At 43.1% G+C, this 18011-nt stretch carries 20 protein-coding genes, 1 tRNA gene and 1 pseudogene; 17 read left to right on the top strand and 5 right to left on the bottom strand.

Features of this window, described 5'->3' with window-relative positions; translation table 11 throughout:
* A pseudogene (locus tag Q4549_RS08665) lies at positions 1-258 on the top strand (galactokinase); the annotation flags it as partial.
* Between the two features lie 92 nt (positions 259-350).
* Here Q4549_RS08665 and Q4549_RS08660 read toward each other — a convergent pair.
* Together Q4549_RS08660 and Q4549_RS08655 are read right to left on the bottom strand one after the other, a co-directional pair.
* A tRNA-Arg gene (locus tag Q4549_RS08660) sits at positions 351-426 on the bottom strand.
* A 75-nt stretch (positions 427-501) separates the two neighbouring features.
* Positions 502-1644 (bottom strand): flagellar assembly protein T N-terminal domain-containing protein, encoded by a 1143-nt coding sequence (locus Q4549_RS08655; protein WP_137675079.1) that lies wholly within the window; start codon positions 1642-1644, stop codon positions 502-504.
* Between the two features lie 107 nt (positions 1645-1751).
* Between Q4549_RS08655 and Q4549_RS08650 the strand changes: the two genes are divergently transcribed.
* Genes Q4549_RS08650 through Q4549_RS08640 form a run of 3 tightly spaced genes read left to right on the top strand, consistent with a single transcriptional unit; the run spans position 1752 to position 3598 of the window.
* A complete protein-coding gene (locus Q4549_RS08650; RefSeq protein WP_303550589.1) occupies positions 1752-2336 on the top strand; it encodes a FlgO family outer membrane protein in 585 nt (194 codons plus the stop codon).
* Entirely contained in the window at positions 2317-2793 is a 477-nt protein-coding gene (locus tag Q4549_RS08645; RefSeq protein ID WP_303512515.1) for an LPP20 family lipoprotein, read from the top strand. The genes Q4549_RS08650 and Q4549_RS08645 overlap by 20 nt, the downstream gene beginning before the upstream one ends.
* 58 nt (positions 2794-2851) lie before the next feature.
* Positions 2852-3598: a FlgO family outer membrane protein gene (locus tag Q4549_RS08640; RefSeq protein ID WP_303512517.1), complete on the top strand. Its 747-nt coding sequence runs from the start codon at positions 2852-2854 to the stop codon at positions 3596-3598.
* Positions 3599-3772: 174 nt separating this feature from the next.
* Here the strand turns inward: Q4549_RS08640 and flgN are convergent, their stop codons facing one another.
* The 3 genes from flgN to flgA form a co-directional block, all read right to left on the bottom strand.
* The gene (gene flgN, locus Q4549_RS08635; protein ID WP_137675075.1) at positions 3773-4192 is read right to left on the bottom strand and encodes a flagellar export chaperone FlgN; all 420 of its coding nucleotides are present in this window, start codon (positions 4190-4192) and stop codon (positions 3773-3775) included.
* Positions 4193-4199: 7 nt separating this feature from the next.
* Positions 4200-4523, bottom strand: a complete 324-nt coding sequence (flgM, locus tag Q4549_RS08630) for a flagellar biosynthesis anti-sigma factor FlgM (protein WP_137675074.1) — start codon at positions 4521-4523, stop codon at positions 4200-4202.
* A gap of 77 nt (positions 4524-4600) precedes the next feature.
* Entirely contained in the window at positions 4601-5281 is a 681-nt protein-coding gene (gene flgA / locus Q4549_RS08625) for a flagellar basal body P-ring formation chaperone FlgA (protein ID WP_303512522.1), read from the bottom strand.
* 168 nt (positions 5282-5449) lie between these two features.
* On the opposite strand from flgA, the gene Q4549_RS08620 reads away from it, so the two are divergent.
* The 13 genes from Q4549_RS08620 to flgL all read left to right on the top strand — a co-directional run bounded on the left by Q4549_RS08620 (position 5450) and on the right by flgL (position 18003).
* Entirely contained in the window at positions 5450-6361 is a 912-nt protein-coding gene (locus tag Q4549_RS08620) for a chemotaxis protein CheV (protein ID WP_137675072.1), read from the top strand.
* A 17-nt stretch (positions 6362-6378) separates the two neighbouring features.
* On the top strand, positions 6379-7203 hold the full coding sequence (locus Q4549_RS08615; protein WP_137675071.1) for a protein-glutamate O-methyltransferase CheR: 825 nt from the start codon (positions 6379-6381) through the stop codon (positions 7201-7203).
* Between the two features lie 180 nt (positions 7204-7383).
* Positions 7384-7782, top strand: a complete 399-nt coding sequence (gene flgB / locus Q4549_RS08610; RefSeq protein WP_137675070.1) for a flagellar basal body rod protein FlgB — start codon at positions 7384-7386, stop codon at positions 7780-7782.
* A complete protein-coding gene (gene flgC / locus Q4549_RS08605) occupies positions 7782-8201 on the top strand; it encodes a flagellar basal body rod protein FlgC (protein ID WP_137675069.1) in 420 nt (139 codons plus the stop codon). The genes flgB and flgC overlap by 1 nt, the downstream gene beginning before the upstream one ends.
* Before the next feature lie 10 nt (positions 8202-8211).
* Positions 8212-8883, top strand: a complete 672-nt coding sequence (locus tag Q4549_RS08600; protein WP_137675068.1) for a flagellar hook assembly protein FlgD — start codon at positions 8212-8214, stop codon at positions 8881-8883.
* Positions 8884-8915: 32 nt separating this feature from the next.
* On the top strand, positions 8916-10253 hold the full coding sequence (gene flgE, locus Q4549_RS08595; protein ID WP_303512531.1) for a flagellar hook protein FlgE: 1338 nt from the start codon (positions 8916-8918) through the stop codon (positions 10251-10253).
* A gap of 156 nt (positions 10254-10409) precedes the next feature.
* Positions 10410-11156: a flagellar basal body rod protein FlgF gene (locus tag Q4549_RS08590; RefSeq protein ID WP_137675066.1), complete on the top strand. Its 747-nt coding sequence runs from the start codon at positions 10410-10412 to the stop codon at positions 11154-11156.
* Between the two features lie 16 nt (positions 11157-11172).
* On the top strand, positions 11173-11961 hold the full coding sequence (flgG, locus tag Q4549_RS08585; RefSeq protein WP_137675065.1) for a flagellar basal-body rod protein FlgG: 789 nt from the start codon (positions 11173-11175) through the stop codon (positions 11959-11961).
* Positions 11962-11987: 26 nt separating this feature from the next.
* Complete coding sequence (gene flgH, locus Q4549_RS08580) at positions 11988-12662, top strand: flagellar basal body L-ring protein FlgH (protein WP_303550593.1); 675 nt, start codon at positions 11988-11990, stop codon at positions 12660-12662.
* A gap of 24 nt (positions 12663-12686) precedes the next feature.
* Entirely contained in the window at positions 12687-13787 is a 1101-nt protein-coding gene (locus Q4549_RS08575) for a flagellar basal body P-ring protein FlgI (RefSeq protein ID WP_303512536.1), read from the top strand.
* Between the two features lie 8 nt (positions 13788-13795).
* Entirely contained in the window at positions 13796-14800 is a 1005-nt protein-coding gene (gene flgJ, locus Q4549_RS08570) for a flagellar assembly peptidoglycan hydrolase FlgJ (RefSeq protein ID WP_303550595.1), read from the top strand.
* 7 nt (positions 14801-14807) lie between these two features.
* Positions 14808-16781 (top strand): flagellar hook-associated protein FlgK, encoded by a 1974-nt coding sequence (gene flgK / locus Q4549_RS08565; protein ID WP_303550597.1) that lies wholly within the window; start codon positions 14808-14810, stop codon positions 16779-16781.
* A gap of 7 nt (positions 16782-16788) precedes the next feature.
* Positions 16789-18003, top strand: a complete 1215-nt coding sequence (flgL, locus tag Q4549_RS08560) for a flagellar hook-associated protein FlgL (protein ID WP_303550599.1) — start codon at positions 16789-16791, stop codon at positions 18001-18003.
* Positions 18004-18011 lie beyond the last annotated feature (8 nt).

Raw genomic sequence — 18011 nt, 5'->3', positions numbered from 1 at the left:
CATGCCTCAATGCGTGATGATTTTGAAATCACCGTACCGGAAGTGAACTGCATTGTGGATATCGTGAAACAGGTGCTAGGCCACCAAGGTGGCGTACGTATGACGGGCGGTGGCTTTGGGGGCTGCATTGTGGCGCTTATGCCGCCTCAATTGGTCGATAAGGTATGCCAAGCAGTCGAGCAGCAATACCAAACCGTGACGGGTTTAAAAGAGAGTATTTACGTGTGTAAGGCGATGGACGGAGCGAGTGCACTGTAGATCTCAATAGATAATATTAAGCCTCGGCATGCTCGAGGCTTTTTTGTATCTAAAGTACTAGCAAGGGGTTAAGCGGAAGATTGAGCTTTTGTTGGCGTCCCCTACAGGATTCGAACCTGTGTCTAAGACTTAGGAGGTCCTTGTTCTATCCAGCTGAACTAAGGGGACGTAACAATCCTTGCCGCTAAGCTAGTAGCAAGGATTGTTATTATACTCAGCTTTAACTTGATGAAAAGCAAAGCTTTACTGTTTGCTCACTAAGTCACCGAGCTGAATGTTGGCTACCATTGTTGGGTCTAGCGCCACCACAATGGCACTGTCCTGATATACCTGCTCAATTTGTACCATGCTATCAGCCACAATTTGCTCTTGTCGCGGGATATCCCAATTACCCCAGTGGTAATTTTGATGAATTAAATTAAGCAGCATACCTTTATTCAGCTGATTGGCTTTACCTAAGTTAATTTGCCAACGATCTGGACCTAATACTTTCACTACGCTACCTTGCAAAGGCTGACAAGCGAGTAGGGCGTCTACTTCAGAAATAGCTTGTTGCAGAGTGCTATTTAAGGTTTGCCCGTAAGCCGACAACCAAAATTCGGCGGAGTAGGGGGAAATCACTTCTCTAGCATCAAACTCCCAAGGGGCATTTACTGAGAATCGTTTGTTATAAATCTCTTCTAAGTCGATGGCGTTATACACTCGCACATTCATTACAAAGTAACGTTGCGGGTAAGATAAATTAATAAACTTGGGTTTATGTTCTTGGTCTAAAGATATGTTTTCAATTTCTAAACCGAGTAAGTATTGAGCACCATAGCGATCTGCGACGTCTTTAATGCCTTTAAAATTGTGCTCGCCAGGTTTGTAATAATTAAGGGGCAGTTTAGGCGGGTGTTTTACGTTGAACTGAGTACCCACTTCGCGTGCTATATCGTAAGCGCGTTGTTCTACCGCTGGCGAAATTTCGTGTAATTGTCCCACTCTTACTTGGTGTTGTTGTTTTAGGAAAGGGGGTAATAGCAACATGTTTTTACTGTAGCCACTGGCTTTACACTGACTAGCCGCTGGAAAAACATCGGCTTGCAAAATGACATAGTACTGCTGGCCGTGGTTGCCTTCTTCTAATACTTTTAAGTTATGTAACGAACCTTTAGACACCACTTCAATTTGATCGAGAGTTAAGCGACCCCCGTTCACTTGGCTTACGCTTGTTACCGATGCGCCTGAGTACAATAGCAATTGCTTCACTGCGTCTTGTGTAGCCACGCTTTTAGCTTGTTCCATGTCGTTGTTCACGATGGTTGCTTGGCCTTTGGCCTCGTACCATACCGCGTGAGTTGACAGGCTAATTAGCATGCCAATGTAAAAAATGAACTGTTTCATAAGGCCCTCCTACTCACTAACTAGCAATAACTATACCTAAAGATAAACGTTATTTTTTTGACTGGAATGGTTATTGCTTGGTAAGGCGTAAGTCGGAGGAGATTGATATGCGTTTTACGACATTAATTATTTTGCTGGTTACGCTTCAAGGATGCAATACCAGCTTACATCATGTTTCAAATTACCCTTATGTTGAACCTAGAGAGCAACAGGATGCAGCTTTATATGTACATGTAGACAACCTTTCTCGGCAACTTACCGACAATTTAGATCTTACCGATAGCGATTCCGTGGCCGTTAGCACGGTAGTTGATTTAGATGACTTACAGTCCAGTGACAGTTTTGGGCGGCAAGTGGCCGAGGCAATGTTTGCCGCTTTGTCTAGAGAGGGGGTGAATATGGTAGAGCCAAGGCTAACTGGCCGCCTACAAATGGACCCTGGTTATGGTGAGTTTTCCTTATCGCGTGACGCTGAATTACTGCGCAAAGAAATGGAAATTACTTACGTAGTGGTGGGCAGTTTTCAGCGCACTACATCAGGCAGGCACGTTAACATGCGATTAGTCGAACTCTCTAGCCAAGAGGTGGTATCGGCGGCCTATCAATTTGTACCAAACATAGCGGGGGCAACCTCGCCTCGAGTGACTAGCGTTAATGGGAGCTTGGAGCGTCATGAACAATCTGTACTTTAGATCTTGGTTTTTAAGTTTATCCGTTTTACTGCTTTTAGCATGTACTCCAACCACTCAAGTGAAAAAAGTTGAGTGGACGTACGAGCCTCCAGGCGACTTCACTGTGGTGAACGCAGTAGGCTACGCGCCCATTAGCCAACAGCGAGGAGCCGATTTGTCTTCTAAGCAGTTGCGGGCAATGAAAGCCTCGAAATTGGATGCTTATCGTGAGCTGTCTGAACAAGTATATGGACAGCACATTGATAGCACGGCGACGGTAAGTGATATGGTGTTAGGGAACGAGCGCTTAGCCGCTTCGGTAGCGGGCGTTATTCGCGGCGCTAAAGTGATGAGTGCTTATGCTGTAGATGATGTGTATGTTACTGAATTGCAATTAGATTTTAGAGAGGTATATCGAGTGACCATGTCTATGTCGCCAACGCGTCACTTAGAGAGTCAAAAAACCGTTCAATTTTAGTAAAGATTTTACCTTTTAGGCCGATACTTTAAGCGTAATAGACGATTAAGGAAGCGACATGAAAGGTATTAGCTTGGTAGCGTTAGCTACTTCGATGTTGATGGGGTGCTCAAGCTCCCCGTCGATGCAAAAAGTGGTGGTGTACGATGGTTCTAAACATCACGCCCCACATACTCATAACTCCCATTATCAAGAGGGAGTGATTGATGAAAATGGCCAGCTGTTTTTAAGTGGTAGCCAAAGCCGCTCATTAACACCGCCCGCGCCAGAAATGCACGATCCAAATGTACAGCGCTCACTTACTGACTATGTAAACCTAATGTCACAGCGCTTGGTATCTAGCTCACACTTTGTTAATGCTGAAACGCCGATTGGCGTAGCGTCGTTTGTTCCTTTAGATAATCTTAAAACCACAGATCTTTTTGGTATGCAGCTAGCCGAAAGCTTTGTTTATGAAATGCAGCAAAGTGGCTTTTCAGTGATTGATTATAAAACTACCGGTTTTATTCGCATCACACCAGAAGGTGATTTTGTGTATAGCCGCAACGTTAAAGAGCTATCTAAGCGTTTACCTATAGAATATTTGCTAGTGGGTACCTTTAGTAAATCTAATGAAGGTATTTTAGTTAATGCTCGAATTGTTGGTGCGCAATCAAAAGTAGTGGTTGCTTCAGCGCAAGAGTTAATTCCTAACGAAGTTTACCAAAGTAAGGTTCCCGTTCCGGTTAAACGTGACGGAGTGATGATTATAGAGTCTCGCACTCAAGCGAATAAAACTAAAATGCCAATGGGGGAGAGAGGCTAAGTTTACCCTACGTCTATTACACTACTTAAAACCTCAAACATGTTTGGGGTTTTATTGTATTTAGCCATCGATAATACTAAACATTTTACTATTCAGCTTAAGGCTGTAAATTCAGAAAGTGGTGAGGGGAGTCTCATTGGGTAGAGCGGAAGATCAATCAAAAGGCTTAAGTCGTTAAGCTTTAAAACCTTTACCCATGCGTTGTGAGCTATGTTTTTTGCCTAGCTTATCGTAGGTAGATGCATTTTGATTTTGGAGTTGACCAATTACTGCGCTGAGTTGGCGTACTTTTTCGTTACTGGCTTGAATAATCTCACCATTTAGCGCGTTTTGTTGCTGGCATTGCTGCAGCAATAGTTTAACTGTATCCACTTGCTTACTTAAAGTTAAGTCAGTTTTAAGTTGAGATTTTTCAGCTGACGCTTCAAGTTCTGCATCTGCTTTAGATATCTCTGCTAGGGCCTGCTCTTTTTGTTCTGCAACGGCAAAAAGAGCAATAGTATCGTCTTGTTCAAGCGCGACCTTTTCTTGCTCTAAAAGAGAAAGCAGCAAGGTAAGTTGCTGCTCTTGAGTATTCAGTAGGGCTGTAATCATTGCCTAATTACCCAAGTGCTTTGTTAAACTCGCTTTCGAAATCACCCATTTTTTGAGCAACTTTATTAGCATCAACTTGGTAAGTACCGTCGGCTACAGCTTGCTTAATAGATTCCAGCTTTGAGCTTCTGCTGTCTGAATCGTTGAGCAAATTCTGCTGAATACGGTTTAGTTGTTGTGCTTCGTTAGTAAGCATAACTGAATCCTGGGCTGCAGCAGAACCAGCGGGTGAACGTTGTTCAGCGCTTTCTTTAGTGCCTTTATCAGCGACTCTATTTGAGTCTACTTGACTAGGACGGTTTCCACCTAAGTTGTTAATGTTTAAAGCCATAATGGCGCCCCACAGTTAATCAATTTTTCGTATTCAATAAAGCTATCGGCTTACCTTTGTAGAACTTTAGAAAAAAATTAAAGTTTTACGTCAACAATTCCTAATGCTTTTACTCGGCCGGTGACAAGTCGCTGAGATTGGTTATTTCTAACCTTAATGGTATCACCGATACTACCACTAGATAAAGCCGTGCCCTGAGTTGTAACATTCAGTCCACCAGCATTGGCAGAAATGGTTACTGCTTCACCTTTACATACTATGCAAATATCGCGCCCAGTTATAATTTGGTCTTTTCTTAATGCTCGCCTTAGTTTAGCTCCTAGTAAGGGCTCTAGGTCGGTAAAGTAACTGCCGCGTAAACGGTTCTCCGGTAAAAAGTCTAAGCTCACTTGGGAATGGTTTAGCGCTGCGCCTTCTTGTATTGGTGTTGCAGCAACGACCACCGCCAGCAGAACTTGTTTTCTAACGGGAATGTATAAACGCCAGTTAGCATGTTCTTCGCAACTGACCAAAACACTGGTGTTTCTGCGGACTTCACCATTGGCAAGGCTGTACTCATAACCTTTAGTGCATTCAGGAATAGCAACCCGTTCATCAAGTTGATTGGCACTAAGCTCAATTTTTTGACTATGGTCATGATTGATTTGTGAACGAACGAATTCTACTGCCTCTGTTTCGAGCTGCGAATGCAGTTCGCTTGTGTGAGCAGTAAGACTAAAACAAAATAATAACAGTGGAGCAGCAATTTTTATCAACATTTCCTATATGATACCGATAAAGCAAAGTAACAATTGGCTTTTTTGTCTATGCTTAACAAGTTGATGCTAAGTCATTGGGCGTCAAAATTACGACAAACAAGCTAGATTGAGCGATAGTATACAGGGGTTAAGCAAAGTTGATGCCCCTTTCTAAGGAGTGATAAGTATATGGCGGGTATTTTAGATTCGGTAAACCAGCGTACGCAGTTAGTAGGGCAGAATCGCCTCGAATTGTTGTTATTTAGGTTAAATGGGTCTCAGCGCTATGGTATTAACGTTTTTAAAGTAAAAGAAGTATTGCAGTGTCCGCCTCTAACCGCGCTACCTAAACTAAATCCAGTTATTCGTGGTGTCGCGCACATTCGCGGTAAAACTATTTCAGTTATTGACCTTAGCTCTGCAACTGGTGGCCGACCTATTGAAGACGTAAGCAAGTGCTTCATTATTATTTCAGAATATAACCGTTCAGTTCAGGGCTTCTTAGTGGGCTCGGTTGAACGTATTGTTAACATGAACTGGGAAGATATTTTACCGCCACCAAAAGGTGCTGGTAAATTTAACTATCTAACAGCGGTGACTGAAGTAGAAAAAGAGTTAGTCTCTATTCTTGATGTAGAGAAAATTCTTGATGAAATCTCGCCCGTTGATACTACAGTGAGTAAAGAAATTGTTGAAGAAGCCGCAGCCAACGTTCGAATAGATAAAAAAGTACTGGTGGTTGACGATTCGTCAGTGGCCCGTAACCAGGTAAAACGTGCGGTAACATCTTTAGGTGTTGAAGCATTGTTATGTCAAGATGGGCGAGAAGCCTTAGAGTTGCTAGCAACAATGGCTAAAGACGGGCCTATTACCGATCAAATCGCTTTGGTGATTTCTGATATTGAAATGCCTGAAATGGACGGATACACCTTAACCGCTGAAGTGCGTTCTCATCCAGATCTAAAAGATTTACATATTATTTTGCATACGTCCTTAAGTGGCGTATTTAACCAAGCAATGGTAAATAAAGTTGGGGCCAATGCTTTTATTGCTAAATTTAACCCCGATGAGTTAGCAGCTGCTGTTCGTCAATCTTTATAGAGAGTGTGGATGCATTTGTGAGAACTATAACAGATGATGTATACAAGCAATTTTGCGGCTTTTTAGAAAAGCAGTGCGGAATTGTACTAGGTGACAATAAACAGTATTTAGTGAAAAGTCGTTTGTCACCGCTAATGTCCCAGTATTCGGCAGAAAGTCTTACCGAATTGGTTCAAAAAGCCATGAGTTTACGTGAACGTGATTTACGTGCTGCTGTCGTAGATGCAATGACGACAAACGAAACCTTATGGTTTCGTGATACCTATCCGTTCCAACTTTTATCCGATAGATTGTTACCTGAGTTTCAAAAACAAACTCGTCCGGTAAAAATTTGGTCAGCAGCCAGTTCATCAGGTCAAGAACCTTATTCGATAATGATGACGTCACTTGAGTACCAAGCAAAGCGTCCAGGTGCTTTGCCTATGGGAATTCAAGTAGTGGGTACTGATATCTCTCCTTCTATGCTTGAACACTGTAAACGCGGAGAATATGATTCATTAGCCCTCGCTCGTGGTTTATCCCCGGAACGAAAGCGCCAATTTTTTGAAGCGACTACCGACGGTAGTTTTCGGGTGAATGACAAAGTACGTAAAAATGTTAGCTTTAGACCCTTAAACTTACTTGATAGTTATGCGTTAATGGGGAAATTTGACATTATTTTCTGCCGTAATGTACTTATTTACTTTAACGCAGATGTGAAGTCGAAAATTCTTAATCAGTTTGCTCAGGCTTTAAATCCAAATGGTTATTTGATGCTTGGTGCTTCTGAATCAATCACGGGCTTAACCGACCGATTTAACATGTTACGTTGCAACCCAGGCATCGTTTACCAATTAAAGTAAAAATAGATAGCGGCAGTAAAGGGCAATAGTTGCCGCTTTACTTGCCGTCAAACAATCAGCACTCCTTACCTTTCGCTGGTTGAAGTAACTAAGTCCTTTAGTTAACTGAATTAAAAGTGTCAAAAAAACTCTGGCATAGCTTTTGCAAATTAATTTTTGTGAAAGTGTTTAGAGGTGTATATGGCAATTACTTTTGATAAAGCATTAGGTGTTCATCAGCATACCGTGGGAGTGAGAGCTCGCCGTTCTGAAGTGATCGCGAGTAATATTGCTAACGCAGATACACCTAACTATAAAGCACGAGACTTAGATTTTAATAAAGCATTCGCTGCCGCTAAAAGTAAGCAAAGTGGCGGAATGCAGTTAACCAACGAACGCCATATTGGTGGCGGAAACAGCCAGTTCTCTGAATTGGGTTTCCAAATTCCAGACCAGCCTGATACGGGCGATGGCAATACTGTTGATGTACAAAAAGAAAAAGCAGCCTTTATGCAAAACGGCTTGGAGTACCAAGCGGGCATTGGCTTTCTATCTAGCAAGTTTAGTGGTTTACGTAATGCAATTAAGGGAGGTCAATAATGAGCTTTTTTAATGTTTTTGATGTTACTGCTTCGGCAATGAAGGCGCAGTCGGTACGTTTAAATACCACAGCCAGCAACTTAGCCAATGCCGACAGTATCAGTTCAAGCATCGATCAAACTTATCGAGCGAGAAAACCTGTATTTGCGGCTGAGTTTACTAAAGCCACTCAATTTCAAGGCGACTCCGCTCAGGTTAAGGTGGCTGGAATTGTTGAATCCGATGCGCCTTTGCGCAAGGAATACTATCCAGAGCACCCAATGGCGAACGAAGAAGGTTATATTTTTAAACCTAACGTTAATGTGATTGAAGAAATGGCCGATATGATGAGCGCTTCACGCTCCTATCAAGCAAATGTTCAAGTTACTGAAGCAGCCAAACAAATGCTAAATAGCACACTTAATCTGGGTAAAAGTTAAGGAGTAGCACGTGTCTACTATTGATCCACTACAGAGTAATTATTGGCAGCCGGAATCAGTGGTTCCTGAAAGCAACAATAATCAGTCCTTAGGGCAAGAAGATTTCTTCTCGCTATTAACGACCCAGTTGCAATATCAGGACCCAAGTAAGCCGGTCGACAATGCCGAAATGATTGCCCAAATGGCATCTTTTCAAACCTCAGAAGGTATTGCCGAACTGGGCACCAAGTTCGACACAATGAATTCAATCATGAATTCGTCTGCTGCACTACAAGCATCCACCTTAGTGGGACAGAAAGTATTGGTACCTTTAGATTATGGCCATAACGGTGGTAATGGATTTGAAGGTGTTGCCGTTACTGGTGCAGCGACCACTAATGTAAAAGTTTCTGTCGAGAACGCAGCCGGTGAAGTGGTGAAAGTTATCGATTTAGGAGAGGGAAGCGGCAACATGCCATTCTCTTGGGATGGCACCGATTCTAATGGGAATGCGATGCCTGAAGGTAAGTACAACATTAAGGTTAATGGTGTTCAAGGCGGTCAAGAGATCAGTTTACCCACTGCAACCTATGCAAGCGTTGGTAGCGTGAGCTTAGCAGGTGGTACATCTGGCGTAATCGTCAATTTAGAAGGCTTGGGTGGTATCGCGATGAGCGATGTACTTGAAGTTGCCAAAGCCTAACAAAGAATAGTAAAACGATAGGAGATTGAGAGATGTCATTTAATATCGCTCTGAGCGGCATCAATGCCTCGCAAAAGGATCTTGACGTAACAGCGAACAACATTGCTAACGTCAACACCATTGGTTTTAAAGAGTCTCGTGCAGAATTTGCCGATGTGTATGCAACATCGATTTTTGCTAACGCTCGAACTGCAGTTGGTAATGGTGTAAAAACCGTGGATGTTGCACAGCAATTCCACCAAGGTAGTCTTAACTTTACCCAAAACGCCTTAGATTTGGCGATTAGTGGTGAAGGCTTCTTTGTTACGGCTTCAGATTTAACTACCCAAACTCGTGAGTTCACCCGTGCAGGTGCATTTAAGCTTAATGCAGATAACTTTATTGTTAACTCGCAAGGCCAATACTTACAAGGCTACACGGTTAACAACAGTGGTACGCCTTCAGCAGTGAGTATGGCAGCAACCAAAGCCATTCAAATTAGTGCTGAAGTCGGTAACCCTACGATGACCAGCCAAGTGGATATGAGCTTTAACTTGCCATCAAGTGGTACCACTCATGATGTTGGTGACTTTGACCCATCGGACAGTAATACCTATACCTCGGCAACGTCGGTAACGGTATATGACTCTCAAGGTGGTTCACACGTCGCCGAAACCTTCTTTATTAAAGATGCAACCACGGCAAATACTTGGCACAAGTTAATCTATATTGATGGTCAGCCGACTGACGTTGATGGCGGTACTGCTAATACGCCAAATGCCGGTAACGCTAACCCAACCATTCCAGCCTCTGCGACCTTAACTTTTGATAATACTGGTGCGTTAGCCTCTACTACGCCCGCAATTATTCAAACAGTTGCTCTGGGCACGGCTCCACCAAGTGGTCCAGGTGGTGTGTGGGATCCTGTGACTGGTTCAGTTGACCCAACTCAAGTGATTAACTTCAACTTAAATGGTCCAACTCAATACAACTCTGCTTTTGAAGTATCAGCCCTATCTCAAGATGGTTCTACTGTTGGTAAATTGACAGGTATTGATATCGGCCCAGATGGCTTAGTTGTAGCGTCTTATAGTAATGGTGAAACAACCAATATCTCTAAAGTATCGGTGGCGAACTTTGCTAACAATCAAGGTTTAGCACAAATTGGTGATACTGCTTGGCAGCAAACCCAGTTAAGTGGCGAGGCCATTGCGGGTGAAGGTAATACTGGTACTTTTGGTAAAATTAACTCCGCTTCCTTAGAGCAAGCGAACGTTAACCTTACTGAACAACTGGTTAACTTAATCAGTGCACAACGTAACTTCCAAGCTAACTCTCGAGCCTTAGAAGTTAACTCAACACTGCAGCAAACCATTATCCAAATTCGTTAATCAATGAAATGGGTAATGACAAAAAGGCAGCATTAGCTGCCTTTTTAATTGCTTGATTTATATAACCTTTCCTCACTAATGCTTACCTGTGTTTTTCTTTGGCATCATATTTGCTGTTATTTCCTTTGAGTCAGCTAATTGACGAAGGAAATAGAAATGGACCAATTACTCTACATATCGATGACAGGTGCAAAACAAAATATGCATTCGATCGCGGTACGCGGAAACAACCTAGCAAATGCTAACACTACAGGCTTTAAAGCTGATCTAGAGAATGCTCGCTCAATGCAAGCCTTTGGACCAGGCATGCCATCTCGTGTATTTGCCATGACCGAACGTCCCACTCAAAACTTTACCGATGGATTGCTAAAAACCACCGGCAGAGATTTAGATGTGGCGATTAAAGGCGAAGGTTGGATTTCGGTTCAAGATAAAGATGGTACAGAAGCGTTATCGCGTAACGGTAATTTCACAGTGTCTGCTGCGGGTGTATTACAAACCATGCAAGGACAAGCTGTGTTAGGCAACCAAGATGCGCCTATCATTATTCCTTTACCTGTTGAGAAGCTAGAGATTAACGAAGATGGCACCATCCAAATTCGCCCTGAAGGCGCGCCAGCTGATGCCTTAGAAGAAATTAATCGAATTAAACTAAGTAAGCCGTTTGCCGGCGACTTAACTAAAGGTGATGACGGCCTATTTAGATCAACCATTGGTCAAGCATTTCAACCCGATGCAACGGTTGAGCTCACCAAGGGGGCACTAGAGGGGAGTAATGTGAACCCGGTGCAAGAAATGACACATATGATCAGCATGCAACGTCAATTTGAAATGCAAATTAAAATGATGAAAACCGCTGAAGAAAACGAAAAAGCAACCAACAGCTTGTTGCGATTAAGCTAGGAATAAGGAGCGTACTATGCATCCCGCATTATGGATAAGTAAAACTGGTTTAGATGCCCAACAAACAAACGTTTCGGTTATCTCTAATAACCTCGCTAACGCCAGCACTATTGGTTACAAAAAAAGCCGCGCGGTATTTGAAGATTTGTTGTATCAAACCATTAATCAGCCGGGCGGTCGTTCATCTCAAAACACTAATATGCCCTCTGGTTTAATGATTGGTGCTGGTGCCAAAGTTATTGCTACCCAAAAGAATCACGATCAAGGTAACGTGCAAACTACCGATAACGCTTTCGACTTAATGGTTGATGGCCGTGGCTTTTTTGAGATTTTAATGCCAGACGGTACCACGGCTTATACGCGTAACGGCCAATTTGGCCTCAACGACGAAGGGACCATTGTAACCCCTGGTGCGGGTTACCCCTTGCAGCCAGAAATTCAAGTTCCTGAAGATGCTCAAAGCTTTACCGTAGGTGAAGACGGCGAGGTGAGTGTTCGCTTACCTGGGCAAACCGACAACCAAGTTATTGGTCAAATTACGATTACCGACTTTGTTAACCCGTCGGGCTTAGAGCCGCGTGGTCAAAACTTATATCTTGAAACTGGCGCGAGTGGCGCACCACAAAATGGTATCGCATCAGAGAACGGCTTAGGCGCAATTCGCCAAGGCTCGTTAGAAACTTCAAACGTTAACGTAACCGAAGAACTGGTTAATTTGATTGAAGCTCAACGTGTTTATGAGATGAACTCTAAAGTTATCTCAACCGTAGACCAAATGTTGACCTTCGCTACACAACAACTGTAGATAAAGTTTAGAGAGAGGGATTGCTCATGAATAAACTAATGGTAGTAGCAACCTGTATGACAATGGCCGGGTGTGCCAGCGTGAATACTGCAGTGGTACCCGACGACCCAGAGTTTGCACCTGTTTACCCAGAAGATGTAGCGGTGGAAGCACGTATCACTGGCTCGCTGTTTACAGAAGATCGCGCTAACAACTTGTACTCAGATAAAAAAGCCCACCGAGTGGGCGACATTATTGTGGTAACACTTGCAGAGAGTACTCAAGCCAGCAAATCTGCCAGTAATGAGTTAGCCAAAGATAAAACTCTTAACTTAAACCAAATTACCGTGCCGGGTGGTGTTGCCACCATAAACGGTAACCCAATTGAACTTGGTTTAAGTCAAAACAGTGATTTTAGCGGTGAAGCTGATGCTGCACAAAGTAACAGTTTAAACGGCAATATCTCGGTGAATGTGGTGCAGGTATTAGCAAATGGTAACTTAATTATTAGCGGCGAGAAGTGGCTAATGTTAAACAATGGCAATGAGTATATTCGCTTAACAGGCATTATTCGCCCTGAAGATGTAGCACCGGATAACTCGATTACATCGCTGCGTATTGCCAATGCAAGAATTCAATATGGTGGTACTGGCGATTTTGCTAATACCACTGACCAGGGTTGGTTATCTAAGTTCTTTAATGGTCCTGTTTGGCCATTCTAAGCCCTGATTTCTAGGAGTAGTATCATGTTAAAACGTAGCATTGTGTTAATCAGTATCGGCATGTGTTTGTTAGCAAATACCGCTAATGCTGCGCGAGTAAAAGACGTAGCAAACGTTGCCGGAGTGCGATCTAACCAATTAACGGGTTACGGTTTAGTGGTAGGTTTACCGGGCACCGGTGAGAAAAATAGTGATTTTGCCAAGCAGTCTTTTGCCACCATGTTACGTAACTTTGGTATTACTGTGCCGCCAGGCACTAACTTAAAAATTAAAAACGTTGCGCCAGTAGCAGTACATGCAGAGTTACCTGCTTTTATTAAACCAGGTCAAACTATCGACATTACAATATCAGCCATTGGTGAAGCTAAAAGCTTACGCGGTGGCAGTTTAGTACAAACCTTTTTGAAAGGAGCTGATGGCGAAGTTTATGCACTTGCTCAAGGTAGTTTAATTGTTGGTGGCTTTGGTGCCGAAGGTGCTGATGGCTCTAAAGTTATTTCAAACACACCTACGGTTGGTCGTATTCCAAATGGAGCGATTGTAGAGCGCTCGGTACCATCACCATTTATGAATGGCGATACCATTACCTTTAACTTGAAGCGTTCAGATTTCACTACAGCGAAACGTTTAGCCGATACCATTAATAGCTTAGTGGGGCCAAATACAGCAACCCCGATGGATGCTGCGTCAGTACAAGTATTTGCACCGCGAGACCCTGGCCAAAGAGTCGCCTATCTTTCTACTCTAGAGAACCTAACCTTTGAGCCAGCTTCAGAATCCGCCAAAATTATAATTAATTCGCGAACCGGAACCATTGTGATTGGCAAAGATGTTCGTTTGTTACCCGCAGCAATTACCCATGGCGGATTAACAGTGAAAATTTCTGAAACACCTTTGATTTCTCAGCCAAATCCATTCTCTGATGGAGAAACAGTTGAAACAACGGTGAGTACCATTGAGGCAACCGAAGAAGACTCGAGAATGTTTAACTTTGACCCAGGTGCTTCCTTAGATGATTTAGTGCGTGCTGTTAACCGTGTTGGAGTAGCACCAGGTGATTTGGTTTCAATTTTAGAAGCCTTAAAACAAGCTGGTGCTATTCAAGGCGAGCTGTTGGTGATCTAAGTATGACTATGGACGCGGTAAAACAATCAGCAAACTACCACGACTTAGCCAGTTTAGATGAGCTAAGGAGTGCTGCGCAAAAAGATCCGGATAAAGCGCTGAAGCAAGTCGCTAGTCAGTTCGAATCGCTGTTTATGCAGATGTTAATGAAACAGATGCGTAAAAGTAACGAATTGTTTGAAAGTGATACCCCGTTAAATAACCGTCATACCCAAACTTATCGAGATATGCACGATAACCAAATGGCTTTGGAGCTGTCGTCTTCAGGTGCTTTAGGTTTAGCCGACTTAATTGTGGCCCAATTAGATCCTGCTGCTGCCAACGTAACGCCCGCATCGGTATTACGCGGCGGTCAAAACATTGATTTGCAACAGCGTTCTTTAAATGCACAGGCAACAGATGGCAAGAATATTGCTGTATCGACTAGTGTAACGGCCGCAATAAGCAAACCTTTAGTAAAAGATAGCGTTAGCGAGCCAATTAAGGACGAAGTAGCAGAGCCGGTGGCAATAAAACGGCAAGGTTTTTCCTCTCCTAGTGAGTTTATTGAAGCCATTTTGCCAGTTGCAAAAAAATGGGCTGCAGATAAAGGCATTGAACCAATGGCTATTGTAGCGCAAGCGGCATTGGAATCAGGCTGGGGTAAAAAAGTGATTGCAAACGGAGATGGCTCTAGTAGCCATAACTTGTTTGGAATTAAAGCGGATAGTCGTTGGCAAGGAGATAAGGCAGTAGTGAACACTTTAGAGTACAGAAACGGACAAGCACAGCAAGAACGCGCCGCATTCCGCTCGTATGATTCTTTTGAAGAAAGTGTAAAAGACTACTTGTCGTTTGTAGAAGGGCCGCGCTATCAAGAGGCTTTAGCAAAAGGTATGGATGCTAAGCAATATGCCAAAGAGCTACAGGCGGCGGGTTATGCCACCGATCCTCAGTACGCAAACAAAATTGGCCAAATTTTAGATAGCCGTCACTTTTCAGAGTTTCGTGATACACAAGTTGTAGGGGAGTAACCAATTTATGGCTATGAATGATCTACTAACCATTGGTTCATCGGGGGTAGCAGCACACCAGCGCCTATTGATGACCACCGGTAATAACATTGCCAATGTAAATACTCCGGGCTACAGCTTACAACGCACATTTTATACAGCAGATACTTTAGGTGGTGTTCGAGAAGGTTATACTGAGCGTGTGTTAAACGGTTTTGCTCAAGCACAAATGTTTCGCGATACTTCTACATTAGCTAACCGTGATGCTTATTTAGAATCGGTGAGTAATATTGACGCGATTCTAAGTGATGATTCCTTATCTTTAAGCAGTAAGTTTGACGATACCTTCACCCAGCTTCACGCAACAACCGACAATCCTACTGCATTATCTACTCGTGAGCTTGCGTTGTCCCAATTCAACGCCTTAACAGATCGTTATAGAACTCTGAATGAGCAGTACAGCGTACAAGAAAAAAATCTTAGCCAAGATATTGTAGAAAAAGCTGATGAAGCCAATGCCTTAATTCGCAATATTGCGGAAATCAATAAAGAGATTGTGGCAGCTGGCGGTAGCCCTTTAGATGGTAATACCGCGATACTTGGTGACAAACGTGACCAAGCGATTAAAGAACTAGCTGAACTGATAGACATTAATACCATTGTTCAAGATGACGGCTCAACCCTCGTGTTTATGCGCTCGGGTCAAGCTTTAGTGTTGCAAGATGACCATACTAAGTTGGCCATTGTAGATGGTGACCCTGATAGTACCCAAAAAGAAATGACGCTTTCGTTAGCCGGTTCTACCCGTATTATTGGTCGTGATGATATTGGTGCGACTATCGGTGGATTGATGGAATACCGTAAAACCACATTGGATACTAGCCGCAATCAACTAGGTCAACTGTCAGTTGCGATGACCGATGCTTTTAATACTCAAAACCGTTTAGGCATGGATTTAAATGGCGATATTGGTGGAGATATATTTACTCTACCTACGTTTAACGGCAAAGAGTTCTCGACCAATACTACGGCTGGCACGATTAGCGGCAGCTTTATAGCCGGTAGCGGTAGTGAAGTTACGCCCTATGATTACCGAGTTACCTTTACTTCGCCAACCACTTTTGAAATGCAGCGTTTTGACGGTGATAGTCCAATAGAAACCGCCATATCTGGGACAATACCTCCCACCAATTTCCAGCTTGATGGTATAGATTGGGATTTCTCTTCAGGCCCTTTTGCGGCTGGAGACAAACACCTTATTCAACCAGTGAGAGATGCCGCTGCGCAAATGACAGTGAGCATGAGCCAGCCAGAGAAACTTGCGCTAGCCTCTCCAATTCGCGTAGAGCGGGAACTTAATAACCGCGGTAATGCGACGGTGTCTATCGATTCCATTTACGATACCGATCCAGCTACGTCTAATTTCACCGCACCTGGTGGGTATGATCCTAACGGACCGCATGAGGTACGTATTAATAACGCTGGTGATTATGAAATATACAATGGTGTAGGGGCCTTAATGGCGACAGCGCCCGCCGCGAGTGCTGGCCAACAATTGTTTGCTAATGCAGTGCCTGCTTTAACACCGGGTTATGAGATAAATATTGACGGCGATGTGCAAGAAGGTGATGTATTCACCATGGATTACAATACCGACGGTTTTAATGACAACTACAATGCTCTGCGCTTGGTTGATTTGCAGCAAAAAGACCTCGTGCGCAAAAGTCTTGCAACTGGCGGCGACAATAAAATGACCATGAACGATGCTTACGCCAGCGTAGTGAGTTTTGTGGGCGGTAAAACCAGCGAGGCGAGGGTAGCTGTATCTGCAGCGACATCTTTACTTGAGCAAAGTACCCAGCGGCACAACTCCATATCTGGGGTTAATCTTGATGAAGAAGCATCTAATCTAATTCGTTTCCAGCAAGCTTACGCTGCATCTGCACAAGTTATTAGCGCTGCCCAGGAAACCTTCCAAACATTATTAAGTTCAGTGAGGTAATCAAATTATGCGAGTATCTAGTATTAATTTGTATCAAAGTTCACTGAATGGTGTGCTTAATTCTCAACAACAAGTTGAGAAAATGAACCAACACTTGATTACCAATAAGAAATTGCTTACCGCGGCTGATGGTCCGTCTGACATGAGTAAAACCATGTTTTTGACGACCGAAATTACCTTAACGGAGCAACACCTTAAGAACGGTACTTTGCTCGAAAACGCGCTTAATTTCGAAGAATCCACTCTAGATGGGATGATCAATGCAATGCAGCGGGCGAGGGTGTTAGGTGTTCAATCTGGCGATGGCTTAAATGGCGAAGCTGAACGTAAATCATTAGCTCAGGAGTTAAGGCAAATTCAAGCGCAAATGGTTGATTTTATGAATAGCCAGAATGCGGATGGTAGTTATGTATTCTCTGGGTTTCAAACCCAAAAACAGCCATATGTATTTGATGGCACTGATTATAATTACCAAGGTGATGCTGGAGTTAACGAATTAAAGGTATCATCGTCAGTGTATATTCAAAGTAATGATACTGGCCAAGAAGTATTTGATAACGTATTTAAACGATTTGTGACTAATGACTTATCGGGAAATATTAATACAACTATTACCGATCAAAGAGCTTATGATAGTTTTCACAAATTAAATTATGATCCGATTACCCCCGCTAATAATACTTACCAAGTTCAAACAACAGCAGGTGCACCTGATAGCTATGAAATACTTGATAGTGGTGGAGCATCTTTAGTACCCCCAGAAACGGGGGATTATGTGTCAGGGCAATCTATTAACTTTAATGGTGTTGATATTAATATATCTACTCCTGCAGGTAGTGCCAATGAGTCATTTGAATTAGCGCCACCTGATAAAGATAATGTACTGAATATGTTGTCTGAATATATAGTTGCATTAGAAGACCCTTCCTTGGTGGGGGACGCCTATGTAGAGAAACAATCAGACTTTTTGGTAGGTTTAGATAATTCATTAGAAAGTGTAAACTTAACCTTAGGGTCTATTGGCGCAAGAGGTAACTCCTTGGAAGCAGTGCGTTCTGCCGCGTCTTCGATGGACCTCATTAATCAAAAATCTCGCGCTTCCTTGAGCGAGGTCGACTTCGCAGAAGCTGTGAGCAATCTGCAGAAGGCGGAGCTTGCACTTAATACTTCTTATTCATCTTATAGTCGCATAAGCCAGTTATCGCTATTTAATTATCTATAACGCTAAAG

This window comes from Agarivorans sp. 2_MG-2023, assembly GCF_030548085.1.
Classification (GTDB): domain Bacteria; phylum Pseudomonadota; class Gammaproteobacteria; order Enterobacterales; family Celerinatantimonadaceae; genus Agarivorans.
This window is presented reverse-complemented; position numbering and strand designations above follow the sequence as displayed.

Coding starts and splice junctions, on each gene's coding strand:
- Q4549_RS08655 (WP_137675079.1), bottom strand. CDS start 1,644: ATGAAACAGTTCATTTTTTACATTGGCATGCTAATTAGCCTGTCAACT.
- Q4549_RS08650 (WP_303550589.1), top strand. CDS start 1,752: ATGCGTTTTACGACATTAATTATTTTGCTGGTTACGCTTCAAGGATGC.
- Q4549_RS08645 (WP_303512515.1), top strand. CDS start 2,317: ATGAACAATCTGTACTTTAGATCTTGGTTTTTAAGTTTATCCGTTTTA.
- Q4549_RS08640 (WP_303512517.1), top strand. CDS start 2,852: ATGAAAGGTATTAGCTTGGTAGCGTTAGCTACTTCGATGTTGATGGGG.
- flgN (WP_137675075.1), bottom strand. CDS start 4,192: ATGATTACAGCCCTACTGAATACTCAAGAGCAGCAACTTACCTTGCTG.
- flgM (WP_137675074.1), bottom strand. CDS start 4,523: ATGGCTTTAAACATTAACAACTTAGGTGGAAACCGTCCTAGTCAAGTA.
- flgA (WP_303512522.1), bottom strand. CDS start 5,281: ATGTTGATAAAAATTGCTGCTCCACTGTTATTATTTTGTTTTAGTCTT.
- Q4549_RS08620 (WP_137675072.1), top strand. CDS start 5,450: ATGGCGGGTATTTTAGATTCGGTAAACCAGCGTACGCAGTTAGTAGGG.
- flgB (WP_137675070.1), top strand. CDS start 7,384: ATGGCAATTACTTTTGATAAAGCATTAGGTGTTCATCAGCATACCGTG.
- flgC (WP_137675069.1), top strand. CDS start 7,782: ATGAGCTTTTTTAATGTTTTTGATGTTACTGCTTCGGCAATGAAGGCG.
- flgE (WP_303512531.1), top strand. CDS start 8,916: ATGTCATTTAATATCGCTCTGAGCGGCATCAATGCCTCGCAAAAGGAT.
- Q4549_RS08590 (WP_137675066.1), top strand. CDS start 10,410: ATGGACCAATTACTCTACATATCGATGACAGGTGCAAAACAAAATATG.
- flgG (WP_137675065.1), top strand. CDS start 11,173: ATGCATCCCGCATTATGGATAAGTAAAACTGGTTTAGATGCCCAACAA.
- flgH (WP_303550593.1), top strand. CDS start 11,988: ATGAATAAACTAATGGTAGTAGCAACCTGTATGACAATGGCCGGGTGT.
- Q4549_RS08575 (WP_303512536.1), top strand. CDS start 12,687: ATGTTAAAACGTAGCATTGTGTTAATCAGTATCGGCATGTGTTTGTTA.
- flgJ (WP_303550595.1), top strand. CDS start 13,796: ATGGACGCGGTAAAACAATCAGCAAACTACCACGACTTAGCCAGTTTA.
- flgK (WP_303550597.1), top strand. CDS start 14,808: ATGGCTATGAATGATCTACTAACCATTGGTTCATCGGGGGTAGCAGCA.
- flgL (WP_303550599.1), top strand. CDS start 16,789: ATGCGAGTATCTAGTATTAATTTGTATCAAAGTTCACTGAATGGTGTG.